The sequence below is a fragment of the Bartonella sp. AA97HXZ genome (genome assembly GCF_042196985.1).
Taxonomy (GTDB): Bacteria; Pseudomonadota; Alphaproteobacteria; order Rhizobiales; family Rhizobiaceae; genus Bartonella.
Window position 1 is genome coordinate 20,218 of sequence record NZ_JBHIRC010000005.1, and the last position, 19,227, is coordinate 39,444.

Consider the following 19,227-nt stretch of genomic DNA (forward strand, 5'->3'; position numbering starts at 1 on the left):
TCCATAGCCAATTTATTGACAACTTTACAATATTTTTATTCTAAATAAAGCTTTTTCTTATTCCATAACTTGTCAATCAAAATCCAGATCTAATGCAACCGTGTATTTGAGGTAAATATTGAGACGATTAAGAATTTTATAAGAAGTTCTAGCTTTTGTATGCCAGATTAGGGCAAGAGTTATATCTGTTTGATTTATTTATGAACTCGGAATACAGTCTTATTTAGAAAGAATATGAAGGCATCCAAAGAAAATTCCCATCTTTGCCGTTAATCCAATTTATGATTTCAAAAGCATCTAAAGTAATATCTTTTAAACCATGGAGATAGTGCATTGCCTTACACTTTTGTTAATTGCACTCTCTAATAGGAGTATGCTTTTCATGCCAAACAGAACACTTTAAACAGAATATACTTTTTGTTGCATATTCATGTACTTAAGAGAGATTACTTAACGTACACTACATCCATTCCATGATAGGGCTCATAAATGATATAACATACGCGAATAGTATACTATTAACGCCTTTGTGAAGAAATATAAAGCCTGTTGAGTATCATCATTATTATTCTTTCTCAGCTGTCAATATTGCGCCAGTTTTTGATACGAGAGAGGATATAAGAAGTATTTTATTTTTTCTTGAATAGTTTTTAGCCATACACCGATCTCGTTTGTGACTGGCAAGAAGATGACTTTAATCGATTTAATATGAGAAGCTTTATGATGAGGTAAAATTACGTTATTCGGAGCTGTTATTCAAAAAAATAATAAATTATCTATAGAGCGGTGTGCTAGAAAATAAATAATAAAGCTTATTCTCTTATGGAAAGAATCTTAGGTTACATGACAAGATTTTTCCATAAGTAAGAGTTTTTACTTTACATGTTTAAAGAAGAGTTCCTGACAAAATGAGAGAAGCTACAGAAAAGTAGATTATAATGCCCATGACATCTACTAAAGTTGCCACAAAAGGAGCAGAAGCACTTGCTGGATCAAATTTTAAACCTTTAAGAATAAAAGGCAACATAGATCCAGAAAGAGAACCAAAGGTAACGATTCCAACTAAAGCTGTACCCACTGTTGTCGAAATAGCAATCCAATGTTGGCCATAGTCGTAGATACCTAGTTTTTGCCAAAGAGCAATGCGCGTAACACCAATAATTCCTAGTAAGAGACCAAGGGATAGTCCTGTTGGAATTTCACGAATGATCACTTTCCACCAGTCTTTCAACGTGAGTTCACGTAAAGCCAATGCACGTATAATAAGGGATGTAGCCTGTGAGCCGGAATTTCCTCCTGAGCTCATAATGAGAGGTATGAACAGTGTAAGAATAATCGCTTTTTCGAGTTCTGTTTCGAAATGTTGCATAGCGCTTGCTGTCAGCATTTCACCGATAAAGAGTAAAGCGAGCCAGCCTCCGCGTTTTTTCATCATTTCAGGAAACTTAATTTGCATATAGGGCTTATTAAGTGCTTCCATACCCCCAAATTTATAGGCATCTTCATTCATTTCATCGACCATAGTATCAAGCACGTCATCAACGGTTACAATGCCAATGACATGGTTACTTTCATCAACTACAGGCACAGAGAGAAGATCATGGCGCTGGAAAAGGCGTGCGATATCTTCATGATGTGTGAAAGGTGATATTGTAATGGGCGAGTCATGGGTAGGGACATTAAGAATTTGTTCATCAGGTGAGGCAAGAATAAGGTTACGCAGGGAAACAGCTTTGAGAAGAGTACCTGTTTTGGGGTCAATTACATAGCTGGTATAAACTGTTTCACGTGTTCGCTCGACCTCACGAATGTGATCCAAAGTTTTTTGTATGGTCCAGTTTGAAGGAACGGCTATAAACTCTGTTGTCATCAGTGCTCCTGCTGTATGATCAGGATAACTGGTGAGTTTTTTAAGTTCAGCGCGCGTTAAGGGGTTAAGCAAGGCATAAAGTCGTGTACGGGTTTTCTTATTCATTTCTTGAAAGACGTCTGCAGCAGCATCAGCAGACATGCCGTCAAGAATTTCAACAGCACGATTTATAGGGAGAAGTTCTAGGATGGCAGCAGGTTGCTCAAGCTCTGGTTTATCAAAAAGTTCGATAACATAATCAAGAGGCAGAAGACTAAGAATAGTTACACGTTCCATGATATCGAGCTCATTGATGATATCAATAGAGTCTGCAAAATGCTGGTTCTTTAACTTTTCAGCGAGAGCTTCAGGAGAAAAATTTTTGAAGTCGAAGGCCGTTTTGATTTCAGTCATGATAAAGTACCTCCTGAAGAGTTGGAGAGTTGTAAATCTAGATAATAGATGAGATAAAAACAAAAGTTTATGGAAGATTTAAAAAAACTCCCCAGCTATATTCCCAATTGTTAATATTTGAAGTAAAGTCAAGGGTAAATTGTAAGTTATAAACAAGTTTCTGAATCACTAAAACGAGAATACAGCTTAATTTGAGGATAATATAAAAACGTAAATGTAAAAATCAGTTCTGATTTTACCATCATTTCTTTAATGCAGTTTGCGATTTTCAAAAGAATCTACAGCAATATTTTATAAAGAGTGGAGATTATGCTTTTCTCCAAGTGTTTTTGTTAATATGCAATTCTATTGTGATGTGCGAGCGAATAATCTTTATTGCTTCAATATAATATGGTTTGAATGAAAGAACTTTACGATTTTCAGGTTTTTTATTCAATAGCGTTTTGAAAGGTAGTTTTGAAACTCACGAAATAGTTTTAGTATGTTATCAATTTGTGTCGTAAAGATAATTGTTACAGTTTAAATTTATAATGGAGACATAAAGTATTATGACAAAAGCAGCAGTGCTGGACTGGAAGGGATTTTCAGGTCTTCCTGATTTTTCTTCTATAAGTGACGAAGATTTTAAACCCGCTTTTGAACAGGCACTTCAAGAAGCAGAAGAAGAACTAGAGGCAATTGCGATGGTGCAAGAACCACCAACGCTTGAGAATTTTTTGCAGCCTTTTGAGCTTTGCGGCAAAGCGCTTGATCGTGTCTGTTCAATATTTTTCTTACGCACCAGTGCTCATACGAATGTATTAATTCAACAGCTAGAGCAAGAGTTCGTTGTAAAACTTTCTCGTTATTCTTCAAAAATGATGATGGATGCGCGGATATTTGCGAAAATAGATGTACTTTATAAACAGTCGCAGCTGGGCACATTTGAGAGTGAAACAACACGTGTTCTTGAATTATGGTGGAAAAAGTTTGTTTGTCATGGGGCAAAACTCGATGAAAAAGCTAAGAAACGGCTTTTGGAAATTAATGAAAGACTTGCTTTTTTAAATGCTACTTTTGGACAAAATGTCTTAAATGATGAAGCTGAATGGATTCTGTTTTTAAAACAAACAGACTTATCTGGTTTACCGCAAGATCTCATTGCTTCAATGAAGGAAATTGCGTGTGAAAGAGGCAATGAAGAAGCGTATGCATTAACACTAGCACGTTCGATTGTTGAACCTTTTTTAAAATTCTCTGATCGTCGTGATTTGCGTGAGGTTGCATTCCAAGCTTGGGCTAAACGTGGTGAAAATAATAACAAGAATGATAATAAAACAATTATTGTAGAGATTGTTGCGCTTCGAGATGAGCAGGCTAAATTATTGGGATATAAATCTTTCGCAGATTTGAAGCTCGATAATACTATGGCTAAAAGTGTTGATTCCGTTATGGATTTGCTTATGCCTGTATGGAAGCGCGCAAGAGCGAAAGCTTCTACTGAGCAAATTGACTTACAAAATTTTGCCAACAATCAGGGCAGCAATGAATCTTTAGCTGCTTGGGATTGGCGTTATTATGCTGAAAGACTTCGCACTGAAAAACTTTCTTTCGATAGCGCTGAGATTAAATATTATTTTCAGCTTGATCTTATGATTAAAGCGGCTTTTGGGGTAGCCGAAAAACTCTTTAGCATTACATTTGAAGAAAAAAACGCTGTTACACTTTGGCATCCTGATGCACGTTTGTGGGAAGTAAAAAAGTCTGATGGAAGTCTACTTGGGCATTTTATTGGTGATTATTTTGCGCGTTCTTCAAAACGCTCCGGTGCGTGGATGAGTAGTTTGCAATCACAACATAAATTGGATGGCGGACAAAAGCCTATTATCTACAATGTTTGTAATTTTGCTAAACCACCTAAAGGGGAAGTTGCTCTTTTATCACTTGATGATGCACGTACGCTTTTCCACGAATTTGGACATGCATTGCATGGTTTGCTTTCTGATGTCACATGGCCATCTGTGTCGGGAACATCTGTTTCACGTGATTTTGTTGAGCTACCTTCTCAACTTTACGAACATTGGTTAACAGTACCAGAGATATTAAAATCTTATGCTATACATACAAAAACAGGTCATCCTATGCCACAAGAGTTGATAGATAAAGTCTTAGTAGCACAGACATTTAATGCAGGATTTTCTGCCGTTGAATTTATCTCATCAGCTTTAGTGGATATGGCTTTTCATCAAGGCGAAACAGTCACTGATCCAACAGTGTTTGAACGCCAAGAATTAGAAAAGCTGCAAATGCCTGATACAATTATTATGCGTCATCGTCCCCCACATTTTATGCACGTGTTTGCGGGAGATGGTTATGCATCTGGTTACTATTCTTATATGTGGTCGGAAGTGCTTGATGCTGATGCTTTTCAAGCTTTTGAAGAAACGGGAGATGTTTTTAATTCAGAGCTTGCTGATAAGTTGAAACGTTTTATTTACTCCGCTGGAGGAAGTCGTGATCCAGAGGAGCTTTATAAAGCTTTTCGGGGACGAATGCCTTTACCAGAGGCAATGATTAACAAACGTGGACTATAAGATATAACGGTATGGTTAACACCATGCCGTTTTCATATTATTCGAAAGGTACAGTTGCGATTTATGCAAATTTTCTCTTCATTATAGCTCTGTAAACAGAGTTTTTTATCTTATTCGCTTTTTGTTTATAGAGGAAAATAGATTTTGTATTTTAAATAGACATTATGGGAAAGAAAAATTATCAGCTCGATCTTTTTGATGCCCATTTGGTGGAAACCATGATTTTTTTATAAAACTTGACTTTCTTTTGCCTAAAAGGTGAGTGTTTTTTTGTACCATATCATCGAGGCTCATTGGAAGCTGACGCATAATTTTACTCCGCTCTTGATTCTCTGATTCTTGTATAAGTTTTTGAATAGCTTTATCGGTTGAGTATGAATTTTCATGAGAAAAGGCGTGAAAATTTAAAATATTTTTCAATGGTTTTTCTAAATAAGAGGCAATTTTTTTCTTTCCTTCAGGGGTGAAATGCATGCCATTATTGGTGCGTAATTTGGTTGTTTTTCCATTAATATCATAGCCTGAAAAAGAAAAAATTCCTTCTTCATCACTAAAGCCGCTCCAGATATCGAGAAAATACCCTCCTGCTGTTTCTGTTTCTTGTTTATAGAGCGCATTAAAAATTTTCATTTTTTGTGTCAAAAGGTCATTTCCAAAAGAAGGTTGACCTATCCATATCCATGATTTTCCAGAGGCGTGAAGACTTTCAGTAATTTCGATAATTCTTTGTTTGTAGATGCGTATCCATTCTGACTGATCTGTGTTAATCATGTTATGAGAGACTGTGATGGGTTGATTATCATTTGCACCGATCATCATGATAATAACATCGGGGCTATTTTGGTCAATGAGTTTAGAAATATTGCTTTGCCAAGAATAATAATCCGTTCGAACTAAGCCGGAAGCTGGTATTGTGTTGTTCATGATAACGATATCGCTATTATTTATAAAAAACTTTTTAAGTGCATCGGCAACAGCGGAGGCTGCAAAATCCCCTACAACAAGAATGCGTTTTGCATTCTCATTTTTTAGCTTTTGTATGTTTTTTTGTGTTACGATTTTTTTTTGCGGCTTGTCTATTTTTTGTTCTATAATTTGCGGTGGCTGCTGTGTCTGTTTGTTTTGTTGTGATAACCATTTGAAGAAGTTCGTTGCTTTACTTGGAGATGGCTGTAAGATCCCCACAATAGAAAGTGAAAACAGCAATAATGTCAAGTATATCAGGCGAAAAGAAGACAAAACCTTAGTCTCCATTATTGTTTGCGAAGGATAAAAAGCACTTGAGATGATGGATATCCATTTTCTTTTAGACCGTAATGCAGCTGAAAAGCTTTGATTGCTTTGCGAGAGGCTGTTCCGATTTGTCCATCAATATCTCCTTTATAATATCCCAATGCACTTAAGCGAGATTGCAGTTCTTTGCACTCTTGGAAGGTAATAGGCTGAAAAGGTCTTTGCCAATCATGCACTAATCCAAGATGTCCAGCAATACGATCAGCAAGAAGGGAAACAGCAAACGCATAACGATCTGCATTATTATAATGTTTCAGAACAAAGAAATTTTTTGTGACTAAAAATATAGGTCCTTTTGCTCCATCTGGATATTTTAATATTGCTTGTTCAGCTGATGTAGGAAGAGGGTGCCCATTTGCGTGTTTTACACCTAATTTTTTCCATTGTTCAAAGGAATACCAGCCTTCAGGAAGGTTTTTCCCCTGTGGCACTTTTACCTCTACTCCCCAAATAAGATTAGGTTGCCAGCCATTTTTGTGGAGAAGGTTAGCAGCAGTAGCCAGAGCATCTGGAACAAAGTTCCAGATATCACGCCGTCCATCTTGATTTATATCAACAGCATAGGCGAGATAACTGCTTGGAATAAATTGTGTATGTCCCAATGCTCCGGCCCAAGATCCAGTGAGTTGAGAGCGTTTAATTTCACCACTTTGTAGAATTTTCATAGCAGCAATCAGCTGTGTATATGCGTATTTTTCGCGTTTTTTATCGGCATAGGCTAGGGTTGCAAGTGAGCGAATGGCATCACGCATTACACTTTTATTGGCTAAAATTTTCCCATAATTGCTTTCCATTGACCAAATAGCAAGCAGAATATTACGGTCAACACCAAAACGTTCTTCAATTTGAAGAAGCCATTTGTTCCATTTTTTTGCTTGGCGCCGTCCTTCCACAATTGCGATATCATGGACACGATTATCGAAATAGTTCCAGGAAGGAGCAACAAATTCCGGTTGGTATGCGGCGCTTTTTAGAACTTCAGGATCAATGGCATTAACACCTTTAAACGCCATATGAAACGTAGAAGGGGTAATATTGTGAGCAATAGCTATTTTTTTAAATTCTTTAATCCAGTGTTTAAATCCGCTATCAGCATATGAAAGGGATATAAAAAACATAAAAAAAGCAGAAAAAATAACGGCAGAGACAGTGAAAAGAGTTCTCCAAGCTATTGACTTCTCTTCTAAAAAAGAGAAAGTCTTCAATTCTGTTTTTTGCATTTTGAAATCCCCATTAATATTCAATTCATTAGATGTGCAATAACTTTATTTTGTATTTAGTTTAATCGATAATATGATCAAGAAGAGGAAAAAACTGAAATAAATAATTCGTTTTAATCCTTTCAATAAATTCTCAGACTCTTTTTACATTTTTGATTGCCCATTATAATGATAATCAAAACAATAAGATATCTTTTTTACCATTTCGTAAAAACATATGATAAATAAAACAAAAAAGTTATATGAATTCATTGAGGAGGGTGAGTGTGCGTAAAATCCGGAAAGCAGTATTCCCAGTAGCAGGTCTTGGTACGCGTTTCCTTCCTGCGACAAAAACGATTCCTAAAGAAATGCTAACAGTTGTTGATAAACCTGTTATTCAATATGTTGTGGATGAGGCGAGGGAAGCTGGTATTGAGCATTTTATTTTTGTGACTGGACGTAACAAAGCAGTCATTGAGGATTATTTTGATGCGCAAGTTGAATTATACACGACACTTGCTGAATGTGGAAAGAAAGAAGATCTTGCACACTTATACCGTTTACAGCCATTACCAGGGTCAACTTCTTTCACTCGGCAACAACAACCTTTGGGATTAGGGCATGCTCTTTGGTGTGCGCGTGAATTAGTTGCAGGGGAACCTTTTGCTTTATTATTACCCGATATGTTGATACAGGCGAAAAAGGGCTGTCTTTCTGAAATGATGAGCCTTTATGAAAAGGTGGGTGGGGGGAATATTATAGCAGTTCAGGAATGCGATCCTAGAGAAACACATAAATATGGTATTGTTGGGAAAGGCAAACAGATTGCAAATGGTTTTGAAATCACAAAAATGGTAGAGAAACCGGCACAAGGAACGGCACCATCAAATTTGTACATCAATGGACGTTATATTTTGCAGCCAGAAATTTTTAATATTCTTTCCACTCAAGAACGGGGAACAGGAAATGAAATTCAATTAACAGATGCTATGATACGGCTTTCAAATGAGCAAGATTTTTGGGGTTTGCAAGTAAAAGGGCGCACTTTTGATTGCGGTTCTAAAGCTGGTTTTATTGAAGCCAACGTTGCATTTTCTTTGGCACGCGCTGATATGCACAGCCACGTTTCTGCTTCATTGAAAAATTTACTGGAAACCATTAATGTTGAAAAGTGATATAGATCTCTCACTTAATTTTATTGATCGAATTTGATTATGACAATACCGTCTCCTCATATGGCTTTGCAAGGTGCAGTAGCATCAGCGCTTAAAACACTTGCTAGTGAAAAGCAGGGGCTTGAAGCTCTTGAAAAAGCTCTGCTGGAAAGTCTTTCTTCTTCTTTTGAAGCGGCTGTTCAAACTATTAGAAATGCGCGTGGACATGTGGTCATTACTGGCCTTGGAAAAAGTGGTCATATAGGGACAAAAATTGCAGCAACCTTAGCCTCAACTGGAACACCTGCCTTTTTTGTGCACGCTGCAGAAGCCAATCATGGTGATCTTGGTATGATTGGCTCTGATGACGTTATTCTTGCTTTATCATGGTCTGGTGAAACTCAAGAGTTAAGTGGTATTATGAGTTATGCGGCGCGTTTTCGTATTCCCCTTATTGCGATGACATCAAGTAAGCACTCTGTGTTAGGACGGCAAGCTGATATTGTGCTATTATTACCAAAGATAGAAGAGGCTTGCCCCCATGGTTTAGCCCCTACAACTTCAACAATTATGCAATTGGCAATGGGAGATGCATTAGCGGTTTCTCTTTTAGAAATGCGTGGTTTTACCGCAACGGATTTCAAAATATATCATCCTGGTGGTTCTCTTGGTGCAAGCCTTAAATACGTGTGTGATATTATGCATGAGGGTGATAATATTCCTTTGGTTATGCAGGGAACAGCTATGACTGAAGCGATGAATGTTTTGGTGGAAAAACATTTTGGTTGTGTTGGTGTTGTGAATCAAGAAGGTGAACTAATCGGAATTGTAACTGATGGCGATCTTGCACGTAACATTCATTTTAATTTATCAAAATTTAATGTTGACGATGTGATGACCAAAGCTCCTAAAGTTGTAAAGCCAAATACACTTGTTGGTGCAGCAACAGCTTTTATTAATGATCATCAGATTGGTGCATTTTTTGTGGTTGAAGATAAAAAACCGATAGGAATTGTTCATTTTCATGATCTTTTGCGCATTGGAGCTGCTTAGATTAAAGTTCCCTATCAAATAAATGTTATTTTAGGTTGAAATAGATTGCAGGATACAAAGTTACAATTTTATTGTGAGGTGGCTTTACTGATATTTTGTGGAAGAAAATGATTATTTTACGCATTTCATAATGTTTAGAAAATTTTCAGGGTAAAGATTATACCAGCCTCTTTGCGTATTTTAGAGAGGATTTTCTATCAGGAGGAGAAAGGATATCGCCTCCTGCTTAATGTGTGTGCTCCCTCTGTTCTTAAGAGAGGTTTCCCTTGTACTTTGTTAAGATTTCCGCTTAAGGAAAAACTGTGCTCCTGTATGTGAGGTGCAGAGAAGTTGTGTGGCGTCATATGACATTGTACAATTGACTCTAGAAATTGTTCCACGGAGAATAGAGCGTATTTCAATTTCTATATTTTGGGCATTGAGATAATTATATGCTCCTTCTGATAGTTTTTCTTCTGTATCTGCTGCATGCGTTTCAAAAACACCATTGTGGAAAGAAGAAATAATACCATTCTCATCAACCCATTTTCCATCAATTCCAGTTGGCATATTTGAGTTATAATATCGCGAAAAGTTACAGGCACTTAACAGCAAGGCGGTAATTGTAAGACATAAAATATGATAGGTATGTTTCATTTATTGCACTCTATTTAGATTATTTTGCTCTCTAGTTTCTATAACATTATTAAATTACCCCATGAGTCAATATGAAAAATTTGATAAAAATCAATGAAAAAGCAAAAAAATGGAAAAAAATGCCTTAATGTTGTATTTAATTGACAGCTTGATGAATTTCGTAAGTGAAACACAAGAGGTAAAATATTTCTTATGGTTTACAACAATTTTTATATTAAGCTGCTAAGTAGTCTCAAAGGAGATTATTGACATTATGGTTGGTCCCATTCTTGTTGCGAGTGAAGATTATGGAAGACGTATAGAACTTTCTTCTATGCTGCGAGGTTTTGGTTATCGTGTCATTGAAGCAGAAAATGGTCTCCGTACGATTGATCTTTTACACAGGCGTAAAAACATTGTGCTTGCACTCCTTGATGTCGTTATGAGTGATTTGAGTGTGAGCGATTTGATTAAAATGATTAGAGTTGCTGGTGTTTCTGTTCCTATTGTCGTTATAGCACAACAAGAGAATCAGCATTTACTCCAGAAAGCTTTAACAGCTGGAGCTATTGATTATTGGATCCATCCAGTAACATTATTACGTGTAAGAGTTACTTTGGATATCCTTGCTCTTATTTCTGCCTTGGAGCATGAGGTTCGAGATATTCGGCGAAAAAAAGAGAATCATTTACGGTTTTCTGATCTTTGCGTAAAAAGTAGAGCTATGCAGATAGTATTAGAACAATCGAGACAAGCAGCAACTTCTTTACAGAATCTTTTGATAGAGGGAGAAGCTGGAACAGGACGTGAGACATTAGCTCGGATTATTCATCATGAGGGATTATTTTCGGAGGGTGTTTTTGTTCGCTTTCAATGTTCAGCCATCGTTGATCCAGAAGAAGAAAATCAGCAGTGGTTTAAAGAATTCCTACCATTGGTTTCTTCTCTTGAAAAAGGGACACTTTGCCTTTGTGATATTGATCGACTTGAGCCCATACAGCAAAAACGGTTTGCTCATTACCTTAAAGAAAGGGAAAGGGATACAAAAGGAGATTTTTTTCCTTTTCGGATCATCGCTATTTCAACATCGCGTTTAAAGGACTTGGTTAATGAGAACTTTTTTTTGCATAGTTTGTTTGAACAATTTTCTCACTTGTCTATTAGCGTTCCTGCTTTACGAGAATTAAGGGATGATTTTCCAGAGATCACACAACGTTTGATTGATCGCATTATCACAGAAACAGGGCGATCACATGTCCATGGTTTAGCAGGCTCTGCTCTTTCCTTGCTTATGCAGTATGATTGGCCTGGCAATAGAAATGAGCTTGAAACCTTTTTATTTCGTGCGATTTTACTCAGTGAAGGACCGTTATTAACTGTTCGAGATTTTCCGCAATTAATGGGAAATTCATTAATGAATGTTCCCAATATCATTGAGGGTAATATGCAAGAAGATAATGAGCAAGAATCGATAAAATTTTTGAATACTGATGGGCATGTACGTACTTTTGCAGAAATGGAGCATGATATTATAGAGAAAGCGATTAAACATTATAAAGGACATATGAGTGAGATTGCGCGTCGCCTTCATATTGGTCGCTCTACACTTTATAGAAAAATGGAAGAATTGAGAGCAATAAGAAATCAAGAACGAAAGTAAATTCATAACAAATTTCTCTTCATGACAAGCAAGCGTTTCAAAAAATAGAGTGAATTTTGATAAAGTCCGTGGGGGAAAGCTGAAGAAAACAATCATTTATTGTAAAATTTATCTATAGTGGATGATTTTGTTGATTTAAATCAAATATAAATTTTATGTGACTATTTTAATCGTTTGTTTCAATTTATACAATTTTAGTTAAGTTTACATTTATTAAAACAGAGAAGCATTTTTAAAAACTTTTAAATACTACCGCTAAAATTTTTGTATCATCAATATTAAATTTATACTCTCTTAAGCAAGAAGTGGCATTTTATCTGCTATACGATTAAGATAAAGTGATTAGTGTTATCGTTTGCATTACTGATGATGTGATAGTTTAAAATAGAAAGTTTGCCCTCTTTGACTCTTTTACAGATTGTTATTGGTTTTGTCCTCTTTTTTTTTATTGCATCTATGTTGGCAATCTACACCTATGGGCGTTTTGTGAAAAATGCTAGGGGAAAATGTTCTTATGCGTTACCTCTTCAGAAAGATGAAACTAAGCTTGATCGTATCGTCAGTCAATTAGCTGAGAAAGAAAATGGATTGGGGATTGATAAAGATGCCCTTTCCCTCATTATCAGCAATTTGGATGCGTTTTGTGTTCGGGCAATAGGAGCTGCAGAGGCTGGGCGTAGCCTTGATCTGATGTATTATATTTGGGATGATGATTTAACGGGGCGCCTATTATTAAGTGAAATAGTTGAGGCAGCTGATCGAGGGGTTCGGGTACGGCTTCTTTTGGATGATATTAATGCTCAGGCACGTGATCCAGCTTATATTGCGCTAGATAAACATCCTCACATTGAGGTGAGAATGTTTAATCCAGGGCGATCGCGTAAAGGTGGTTTACGCCGTGGTTTAGAAATTATATTACGGGCAATTACTGTAACACGTAGAATGCATAATAAAGCTTTTATTGTTGATGGCAGGGTCGCTTTTGTAGGAGGACGTAATCTTGCAGATTCTTATTTTGATGCTGGTAAAGAATCCCATTTTCGAGATTTAGATTTGATGTTAATCGGTCCTTCTGTTAAAAAGGTAGAAAGTATCTTTGATGATTTTTGGAATAGTGCTGTTGTTTTGCCAATTCATACTTTGGTTGTTCCTAAAAGCGCAAGTGATCTTAGCTATTGGAAAGATAAATTACGAAAGTTTCGTGATTCCAAAGTTGCAAAAGTTTATTTAGATTATGTCAAAGAGCACATTAACTTTAATTGTTTTATCCAAACAGGAAAGCGGTTATTTTTAGCAGACAAAGTTGTTGTTCTTTCTGACCCTCCAGAAAAAGCATTGCGTAAAAAAGCAAGTAATTGGCTTATGAAGGCACTTTCAAAGGTTATTGGAAATGCCCAAAAAACGGTTCAGATTACGTCACCTTATTTTGTTCCTGGTAAGGTTGGCACGCAGAATTTTAGTAATTTGGTTTCAAAAGGTGTTGATGTCAAAATTCTGACAAATTCTTTAGCAGCTACTGATGTAGCATTAGTGCATGGTGGTTATGTACCTTATCGTAAGGCATTGTTGAAAAGTGGTGTTAATCTTTATGAATTAAAAGCGGAAGGCAATACTCATGGGTTACGATTGTTTCGATCGAGTAAGGCAAGTCTACATGCCAAAGCTTTTTTAATTGATCGTAAAACAGCTTTTATTGGATCTTTAAATTTTGATCCAAGATCAGCATCATTAAATACAGAAATGGGCATTCTTTTTGAATGTGCTCCCATTACAGCAAGATTAGATTTGTTGTTTTCTGAAGAAACCACAGGGGAAATGAGCTATCATCTGCGTCTTGGTGATAATAATCGTATTTATTGGGATTTTATTGAAAATGAAAAAAAATATAGCATTGACTATGAGCCAGAAAGCAATTTTTGGCGTCGCGCATTTGCAAAAATAATAAGTTGGTTACCTATTGAATCACAATTGTAAATTTTTATAAACCACACTTAAAAAAAATATTTATTTTTCTTTTCATTTTGTTTGTAGCATGGCATAATTTTTTGCCAATCTACCATGTATGAGAACCGCAGTTGTATTTTAAAGCTTCTTGCGGTGTTTTATTATAAAAGGAATTTTGATATGGCAAAGATTGTTGAAACGGGGACAGGTGCATTGGCACTGACTTTTGATGATGTACTTTTACAACCCGGTCATTCTCTTGTTATGCCTAGTCAAGTGGATCTCAGTACGCGCATTGCAGCGGATATTAAGCTCAATTTGCCATTGCTTTCTGCGGCAATGGATACGGTAACAGAATCGCGTTTGGCAATTGCTATGGCTCAAGCTGGTGGTCTTGGGGTTATTCATCGTAATATGTCTCCTGCAGAGCAGGCAGAAGAAGTTCGCCAAGTAAAAAAGTTTGAATCTGGTATGGTTGTTAATCCAGTCACCATTGGACCAGATGCAACACTTGAAGAAGCAAAATCTTTGATGCGCTTTCATGGTATTTCCGGTATTCCGGTTGTTGAAAATGGTGCTAAAGGTGAAACTGCTGGACGGCTTGTTGGCATTTTGACAAATAGGGATGTGCGTTTTGCATCGGATCCTAAACAAAAAATTTATGAATTAATGACGCATGAAAATTTAATCACAGTGCGTGAAAATGTTCAACTCAATGAAGCGAAGTATCTTTTACATCATCATCGTATTGAAAAATTATTAGTTGTGGATGAACAGAATCGTTGTGTCGGACTGATAACAGTTAAGGATATTGAAAAAGCAAAATTAAATCCAAACGCTGCCAAAGATTCACAAGGTCGCTTGCGTGTTGCAGCTGCAAGTAGTGTAGGGAACGATGGGTTTGAGCGGGCTGAACGATTAATTGATGCAGGCGTTGATATTCTAGTAATTGATACTGCACATGGACATTCTCAGCGTGTATTAGACACTGTTGAGCGTATTAAAAAAATGACGTTTTCTCCAGCTATTATTGCTGGTAATGTGGCGACTGCTCAAGCAACACAGGCTTTGATTGACAGTGGTGCGGATGCTATAAAAGTTGGGATTGGTCCTGGTTCTATTTGCACAACGCGAATTGTTGCAGGTGTTGGTGTTCCTCAGCTTGCAGCCATTATGAATGCTGCAGAAGTTGCTGAAAAAGCGGGCATTCCCGTTATTGCTGATGGGGGGATAAAAGCTTCGGGTGATTTTGCTAAAGCCTTAGCAGGTGGGGCTTGTGCTGCTATGATTGGCTCTCTTTTAGCGGGTACAGAAGAAAGTCCTGGCGAAGTTTATCTTTATCAAGGACGATCCTTTAAAGCTTATCGCGGCATGGGATCTGTTGGTGCTATGGCACGAGGATCGGCAGATCGCTATTTTCAAGATGATGTTCGTGATGAACTTAAGTTGGTTCCTGAGGGTGTGGAGGGGCAGGTGGCTTATAAAGGTCCTATAGCATCAGTTCTACATCAGCTTGCTGGTGGACTTCGTGCTTCGATGGGGTATGTTGGAGCAAAAGATCTCGTAGAGTTTCGTGAAAAAGCAACGTTTGTACGTATTACGAATGCGGGACTCCATGAAAGTCATACGCATGATGTTTCTATCACACGAGAGAGTCCAAATTATCGTGGGCCAGTTTAAAGATACAAGAGCCTAATATCATATTGCATAAATATAAAATTTGCCGAGAACAAGAAAGAGAGACTGCGCTTTTTCTGTTTGTAATTTGGTGTAATAATCCCAAAAAGGAAAGAATTAGAGGTTAAAACTCTAATTCTTTCTGTTAAGACTATATGAAATAAGTTATATAAAATTAGAATTAACTTTTTGTTGTCTTCCGTCCAGTCTTTGACGCACGTTGGCGAGTGTTTGTCTGATCACTTTGAACGGATTTCTTTCCGTTGTTTGAGGGCATTGTATTATGACGGCTTTTAGACGAAGTTGTTTTTCCATTATTATAAGTCATTATTTTCTCCTTTAAAATTGTCTGGCAGTTGCCATTAGAGTAAAAACGGTCATGCCAAATAGTGGTTCCAAGCATTTTCTAAAAAGTTAATTTTTTTGTTGAACGTAAGATGAGCTTGTTTAATTTTATGAGAAGATTTTTTCTATTGTTCAGACAATCCTCGTAAACTTTATTTTACGCCAATAAATTAAAGAGTTTGTTTTTTTCGTAATGCATGGCGGAAATAAGTTTTTTATGGATGGCTACGTATCTTTTAGTATAAGAGGTAGAAGGATAAAAAACGAATGGGCAGAAGATGAAAGGAAAAATTTAGATACTCTAAATTGGATCTTATAAAAAAGTATGATCAGATCGTTTTAAGATTGAATGTAAATTTTTTATGGCGTTGAGAAGGTTTCATTGGCAAGAAGGCGATAATATTATTTTTTAGATGCTTTAAAATTTTATTATTTTAATGGGAGAAATGAATGCGATTAGGTGGGCGTTTGCAAGCAGCAATAGATGTTCTCACAGAGATAGAAATGAAGCATCGCCCAGTAGGAGAAGCTTTAAAGGATTGGGGTCTTTCTCATCGCTTTGCTGGAGCAGGTGATCGTGCAGCTATTGGTACAATCGTTTATGATGTTTTAAGACGACGTTATTCTTTACAATGGCGTATGGAGAGTGATGATATCCGAGATATCGTTTTTGGTGCCTTATTAGATTCTGGAAAAATGACGCTGGAGCAAATTGACGGTGAGTTGACAGAAGATCGGTTTGCACCGCAGTTATTAGGGGCTAAACAGCGTAAATCGTGGCAAGGTCAGCAATTAGTGGATGCTCCAGACTATATTCGTGGTGATATTCCGCAATGGTGTCAAGCGCATCTGCGTCCTTTATTTGGTGATAATTGGATCACTGAAGCGGCTGCGTTAGCAACGCGTCCTTCTTTAGACCTACGGGTAAATAACCTAAAGGCAACACCAGAAAAGGTGCTGAAAGAATTAGCAAAAACCAAACTTAAATCTTTTCCATGGTTTGGGCAAGCTTTAAGAATTGCACCGATTGAAAAGTTTAATCGTCATCCCAATGTTCAAGTGGAACCAGCTTTTCAAAAAGGACACTTTGAAATACAGGATTTAGGATCTCAAATTGTTGCTCACCTTGTGGAAGCGCAAGAGAGCATGCAGGTATTAGATTATTGTGCAGGTGCTGGTGGCAAAACATTAGCTTTAGCTTCCGATATGAACAATCGTGGGCAAATTTATGCTTATGATTCCGATAAAGCGCGCTTAGCTCCTATTTTTGATCGTCTTCGACGCGCTGGTGTTCGTAATGTACAAACACGAGCACAAAAAGAAGAATTGAAGCCATTAATAGGCCAGATGGATAGAGTTCTACTAGATGCACCATGTAGTGGGACAGGAACATGGCGTCGTCGTCCAGATGCGAAATGGCGTTTAACATTAGAACAAGTGAAACAACGCCAAACAGAACAGAGGGCTATTTTGAATGAAGCGATAGCTTATCTTAAGCCAAATGGGCGCTTAATCTATATTACCTGTTCTCTTTTTACAGATGAAAATGAGGAACAAATTTCCCATTTCCTTCAACAACATTCTCATTTTTCTCCAATAGATATGCCAGCGCTTTGGCAGAAACATTTTAGTTTTTCTCCTGTGCAACCAGTTTTTTCAAATTATGGACTTACTTTGTCGCCGGCCACAACACAAACAGATGGGTTCTTTTTATCTGTGTTGCAAAAAAAACATTGATCCATATTCTTACACTTTTTATCATAAACTTTACGAGAATAATCTTTTTCTTAAGAAAACAGGCTTGTGAAAAGAGAAAGATTAAATCATAACTCTCATGAGTTTTCTTTTACAATTGTTGATTGGTTTTCTATGAGCATATCACATCCAGACACTGTTCTTATTATTGACTTTGGTTCACAAGTTACACAACTTATTGCACGACGGGTACGAGCAATGGGGGTATATTGTGAAATTGCTCCTTTTCAATTGGCTTTAGAAGCTGTGCGCCGCATAAATCCTAAAGCTATTATTTTATCAGGGAGTCCTTATTCCGTTATTGATGAGGGCTCTCCGCGTGCTCCAATGGAAATTTTTGAGGCGGGTGTTCCGATTCTGGGTATTTGCTATGGTGAACAAGTCATGTGTATTCAGCTTGGAGGAAAGGTTGAAGCTGGACATGAGCGTGAATTTGGGCGTGCTTTTTTGGAAGTGCAAGAAGAGAGTGCCCTTTTTGATGGAGTGTGGGAAAAAGGTTCTCGTTATCAAGTATGGATGAGCCATGGTGACCGTGTGGCAGCTTTACCAGAAGGTTTTCGTGTCATAGGAACCTCAAAAGGAGCTCCCTATGCGGCTATTGCGGATGAAAAAAGACATTTTTATGCGGTACAGTTTCATCCTGAAGTTATCCATACACCGGATGGTACAAAACTTTTGCAAAATTTTGTTCATAAGATCTCTGCTATTAAAGGCAATTGGTCAATGGCTTCTTATCGTGAGCAGGCAATTGCTACGATACGACAAAAAGTTGGGAAAAGTCGTGTGATTTGTGGTCTTTCAGGGGGAGTGGATTCATCTGTTGTAGCGGTACTCCTTCATGAAGCTATAGGAGATCAACTGACATGTATTTTGGTAGACCATGGGCTGATGCGCAAGAATGAAGCTGAAGAAGTTCTCACGCTCTTTCGTGATCACTATAATATAGAGCTTATTCACGTTAATGCTGCTGATGTGTTTCTTAATGCTTTAAAAGGTGAGACAGATCCAGAAAAAAAACGCAAAACAATTGGTCGCCTTTTTATTGAAGTTTTTGAAGAAGAAACGAAAAAAATAGGAGGTGCAGAGTTTTTAGCACAAGGAACACTTTATCCAGATGTGATTGAGAGTGTTTCTGCTATTGGTGAAACGGTAACCATTAAAAGCCATCATAATGTGGGTGGGCTACCAGAACAGATGAAGATGAAACTTGTAGAACCGTTACGTGAGCTCTTTAAGGATGAGGTTCGCTTGCTAGGGCGAGAGTTAGGATTACCAGAGCAGTTTATTGGTCGCCATCCTTTTCCAGGTCCCGGTCTTGCAATTCGCTGTCCAGGTGCTGTAACACGTGAAAAATTAGAAATTTTACGTGAAGCAGATGCTATTTATCTTGAGGAAATCCATAAAGCTGGTCTTTATGACGAAATTTGGCAAGCTTTTGCTGTTCTTCTTCCTGTTCAAACTGTTGGCGTGATGGGGGATGGTCGCACTTATGAATTTGTTTGTGCTCTTCGCGCCGTCACATCTGTAGATGGAATGACTGCTGATTTTTATCCTTATGATATGGCGTTTTTAAGTAAGACAGCAGCACGTATTATTAACGAAGTTAGAGGGATTAATCGTGTTGTATATGATGTAACCTCAAAGCCTCCTAGTACTATTGAATGGGAATAATTAAAATGAAGGATAAGTCTTT

13 protein-coding genes are annotated in these 19,227 nt (G+C 37.3%); 8 read left to right on the forward strand and 5 right to left on the reverse strand.

The window, feature by feature from the left end:
* Positions 1-886 precede the first annotated feature (886 nt).
* Positions 887-2,263, reverse strand: coding sequence for a magnesium transporter (gene mgtE / locus ACFINE_RS04190; RefSeq protein ID WP_375621166.1), 1,377 nt, complete (start codon positions 2,261-2,263; stop codon positions 887-889).
* 548 nt (positions 2,264-2,811) lie between these two features.
* On the opposite strand from mgtE, the gene ACFINE_RS04195 reads away from it, so the two are divergent.
* Positions 2,812-4,836: a M3 family metallopeptidase gene (locus ACFINE_RS04195; RefSeq protein ID WP_375621167.1), complete on the forward strand. Its 2,025-nt coding sequence runs from the start codon at positions 2,812-2,814 to the stop codon at positions 4,834-4,836.
* 162 nt (positions 4,837-4,998) lie between these two features.
* Here ACFINE_RS04195 and ACFINE_RS04200 read toward each other — a convergent pair whose 3' ends face one another.
* On the reverse strand, positions 4,999-6,075 hold the full coding sequence (locus ACFINE_RS04200) for an SGNH family hydrolase (protein ID WP_375621168.1): 1,077 nt from the start codon (positions 6,073-6,075) through the stop codon (positions 4,999-5,001).
* A 14-nt stretch (positions 6,076-6,089) separates the two neighbouring features.
* On the reverse strand, positions 6,090-7,349 hold the full coding sequence (locus ACFINE_RS04205; RefSeq protein WP_375621169.1) for a lytic murein transglycosylase: 1,260 nt from the start codon (positions 7,347-7,349) through the stop codon (positions 6,090-6,092).
* 266 nt (positions 7,350-7,615) lie between these two features.
* Here ACFINE_RS04205 and ACFINE_RS04210 point away from each other — a divergent pair, with 266 nt between their 5' ends.
* Together ACFINE_RS04210 and ACFINE_RS04215 are read left to right on the forward strand one after the other, a co-directional pair.
* Positions 7,616-8,506 carry a UTP--glucose-1-phosphate uridylyltransferase gene (locus tag ACFINE_RS04210; RefSeq protein WP_375621170.1) on the forward strand — a complete coding sequence of 297 codons (891 nt, stop codon included), beginning with the start codon at positions 7,616-7,618 and terminating at the stop codon, positions 8,504-8,506.
* Between the two features lie 39 nt (positions 8,507-8,545).
* Entirely contained in the window at positions 8,546-9,538 is a 993-nt protein-coding gene (locus tag ACFINE_RS04215; RefSeq protein WP_375621171.1) for an SIS domain-containing protein, read from the forward strand.
* A 276-nt stretch (positions 9,539-9,814) separates the two neighbouring features.
* Here the strand turns inward: ACFINE_RS04215 and ACFINE_RS04220 are convergent, their stop codons facing one another.
* A complete protein-coding gene (locus ACFINE_RS04220) occupies positions 9,815-10,174 on the reverse strand; it encodes a hypothetical protein (protein ID WP_375611849.1) in 360 nt (119 codons plus the stop codon).
* Between the two features lie 253 nt (positions 10,175-10,427).
* Here ACFINE_RS04220 and ACFINE_RS04225 point away from each other — a divergent pair, with 253 nt between their 5' ends.
* The 3 genes from ACFINE_RS04225 (at position 10,428) to guaB (ending at position 15,437) form a co-directional block, all read left to right on the forward strand.
* Positions 10,428-11,813, forward strand: coding sequence for a sigma-54-dependent transcriptional regulator (locus ACFINE_RS04225; protein WP_375611848.1), 1,386 nt, complete (start codon positions 10,428-10,430; stop codon positions 11,811-11,813).
* Between the two features lie 402 nt (positions 11,814-12,215).
* Entirely contained in the window at positions 12,216-13,787 is a 1,572-nt protein-coding gene (locus tag ACFINE_RS04230; protein ID WP_375613283.1) for a phospholipase D family protein, read from the forward strand.
* A gap of 150 nt (positions 13,788-13,937) precedes the next feature.
* Entirely contained in the window at positions 13,938-15,437 is a 1,500-nt protein-coding gene (gene guaB, locus ACFINE_RS04235; protein ID WP_375621172.1) for an IMP dehydrogenase, read from the forward strand.
* 178 nt (positions 15,438-15,615) lie between these two features.
* On the opposite strand, the gene ACFINE_RS04240 is transcribed toward guaB, so the two are convergent.
* The gene (locus tag ACFINE_RS04240) at positions 15,616-15,762 is read right to left on the reverse strand and encodes a hypothetical protein (protein WP_273722522.1); all 147 of its coding nucleotides are present in this window, start codon (positions 15,760-15,762) and stop codon (positions 15,616-15,618) included.
* Positions 15,763-16,229: 467 nt separating this feature from the next.
* Here ACFINE_RS04240 and ACFINE_RS04245 point away from each other — a divergent pair, with 467 nt between their 5' ends.
* Together ACFINE_RS04245 and guaA are read left to right on the forward strand one after the other, a co-directional pair.
* Entirely contained in the window at positions 16,230-17,516 is a 1,287-nt protein-coding gene (locus tag ACFINE_RS04245; protein WP_375621173.1) for an RsmB/NOP family class I SAM-dependent RNA methyltransferase, read from the forward strand.
* Between the two features lie 132 nt (positions 17,517-17,648).
* Entirely contained in the window at positions 17,649-19,205 is a 1,557-nt protein-coding gene (gene guaA / locus ACFINE_RS04250; protein ID WP_375621219.1) for a glutamine-hydrolyzing GMP synthase, read from the forward strand.
* Positions 19,206-19,227: the final 22 nt, after the last annotated feature.